2 protein-coding genes are annotated in these 1,439 nt (G+C 29.4%); one reads left to right on the plus strand and one right to left on the minus strand.

Annotated features, from left to right (window positions below; translation table 11 throughout):
• Positions 1-132 precede the first annotated feature (132 nt).
• Positions 133-435, plus strand: a complete 303-nt coding sequence (locus GOQ16_RS17145) for an FtsB family cell division protein (protein WP_160070414.1) — start codon at positions 133-135, stop codon at positions 433-435.
• Between the two features lie 19 nt (positions 436-454).
• Here GOQ16_RS17145 and GOQ16_RS17150 read toward each other — a convergent pair whose 3' ends face one another.
• Entirely contained in the window at positions 455-1,171 is a 717-nt protein-coding gene (locus GOQ16_RS17150) for an FkbM family methyltransferase (protein ID WP_160070415.1), read from the minus strand.
• Positions 1,172-1,439 lie beyond the last annotated feature (268 nt).

Consider the following 1,439-nt stretch of genomic DNA (forward strand, 5'->3'; position numbering starts at 1 on the left):
CGCCTTGGTACGGATCCGTATGCCAGGTGGTGTGAGAGGACAGATAGGGAAATAATCCCTATCTTCCTACTCGATTGCTAAAAAATCAATATATTTAATCTGAATATAGAAACATAATCTTATTTTTGTTCCATGGAGAGAGCGGTATCATTAATCAAAAATAAATTTCTTATAGCAGGGTTCGCATTCTTGGTATGGATGTGCTTTTTTGATCGCTACGATTTCGCTACACAATATGGATATCAGAAAGAAAAAAATAAACTTCAGTACGAGAAAGAATTTTATACTTCTGAGGTCGAAATCTTGGAAAAGTCTATAAAAGATGCGCAATATAATCCCAATGAAATTCAGCGTATCGCTCGTGAAAAATATAAAATGAAAAAGGATAATGAAGATATATATGTGATATCAGAAGTTGATTCGTCCATAAAATAGCCTGATAAAGCGTCAATAATTACACTTTTATAAATGATAATTCTTGATAACTATCTGATATAGCAAATAATTTATACCCGTTGTCTCGTAATTTTTGTAATAATACTTCTGTTTTCTTTTTCCCATCAGCGAAAAATCTTTCGTGTATTTCTAATAGAATCTGCTTTATATAAATATTTGAATTCAATATATTATCTATGGCATCGTATTCTGCTCCCTCAATATCCATTTTAAGTACATCTATATGTTTATGATTTAGCCTATCTGATATATCTTGAAAAGATTCTAGATGAACTTCCACATTATTTGATGAATCAATAAATGGATGATCGTACAGACTTGCAGATACATTTTCCTCGTCTTTTGGAAGATTGAATATCGCCTTACCGGTAGTTTTGCCAATTCCAATGCTTTCGAATTGGAAATGTGCTGGTAAATTTTGATTTTTTATCCATTCAATGGATTTTGGAGTAGGATCAAATCCGAAAATTTTACATTGATGGTGTTTTAGGACTTCTAAATCGAATGATATATCTTGACCAATACCAAATGAATACACTACTGATTCGGATGTTAATAATGTTGGATTGATATAAAATCCCCCATAATCATTCCCATACCATGATTTTGGACATTTGTGATCTGTTCTTAATGTTGCAATCTTACCTAGAGTAGATTTAATATTGTTTTCTAAGCGTTTTAATATCCTATTATCGGTTATTTTATTTAAAATCATGATACTGGTTTAATAATTTTATAACGATTCTTATTAAAGAATGTTGCTATTCTATGGTTATTTTTTAAAAAATTAAATCAATAACTTAAACACACATTTGTACCTCATACTAATCTCCTGTTAAAATAAAAAATATTATATTGAAAACCAATACTTTATATTTTTTTAATAAAAATTAATATTATATAGGATAGATCACAGCTGTCCTAAATAAATTTAGGGTGTAAAAAAATCTGCCCTCTTCTATTAATTAGGAAAGCTTTTTGTG

Source organism: Sphingobacterium bovisgrunnientis (genome assembly GCF_009829085.1).
In the GTDB taxonomy this organism is placed as follows: Bacteria; Bacteroidota; Bacteroidia; order Sphingobacteriales; family Sphingobacteriaceae; genus Sphingobacterium; species Sphingobacterium bovisgrunnientis.